Below are 625 nucleotides of genomic sequence, written 5' to 3'. Positions count from 1 at the left end.
GGCCAAACTCGCGGCCAGACCCGTGGCCAGGCCCACCGCCGCCGCGCGGCCGTGCGCGCGCAGCGCATCCGCGTCGCGCCGGCGCTGCCGTGCCAGCGCGCCTGCGCGGCGGCCCATCCGTAGTCCCGCACCGGCGAGGGTGTTCAGCACGAAGTCGCGGCCGGCCGGGAACAGGACCAGCCAGCCGACGGCACACGCCACGACGAAATACATCATCACCGCCACGAGCCACACTGCCGATTCTCCAGATAATCAGGACACATTGTTGTCGTAAAAAATATTTCCCCGAAGTATATCTTCCGAGGATGAAAGTGACACGCACAATAGAAAATGCGCGAAAACTCACCAACTGTGTTAATCGCGCACGATTAATGTCAAACATAAGGCACAATTGTCTTGATTCTTGTAAAGTAATGCAAACAGTTTTAAGGAGCTAATTTGCAACATCAAGGCGACTCCCCGGTCCGCGCCGGCCGGCCCAGCCTGCTTTCGCCCGACGAGCAGGCCGCACCGGAACGACAGGGCATCCTCAGCTCGCTGGACGGCATGCAGGTGCCGGGCGCCGCCGCGCCCACCTCGCGCCCCCGGTCCCGGGCGCTCGCCTGGGGCGGCGCGGCCGCGGGAG

The 625-nt window shown here is 64.0% G+C and carries 2 pseudogenes; one reads left to right on the top strand and one right to left on the bottom strand.

What is annotated here, in order from left to right:
• Positions 1 to 234: pseudogene (locus AC1DYX_RS31775) on the bottom strand (hypothetical protein); the annotation flags it as partial.
• A gap of 204 nt (positions 235 to 438) precedes the next feature.
• Here AC1DYX_RS31775 and AC1DYX_RS31770 point away from each other — a divergent pair.
• Positions 439 to 625, top strand: a pseudogene (locus tag AC1DYX_RS31770) (hypothetical protein); the annotation flags it as partial.

Source organism: Massilia sp. P2_C2, from assembly GCF_056404615.1.
Note: the sequence above shows the minus strand (reverse complement) of the source record. Positions and strands in the feature narration are given on the sequence as shown.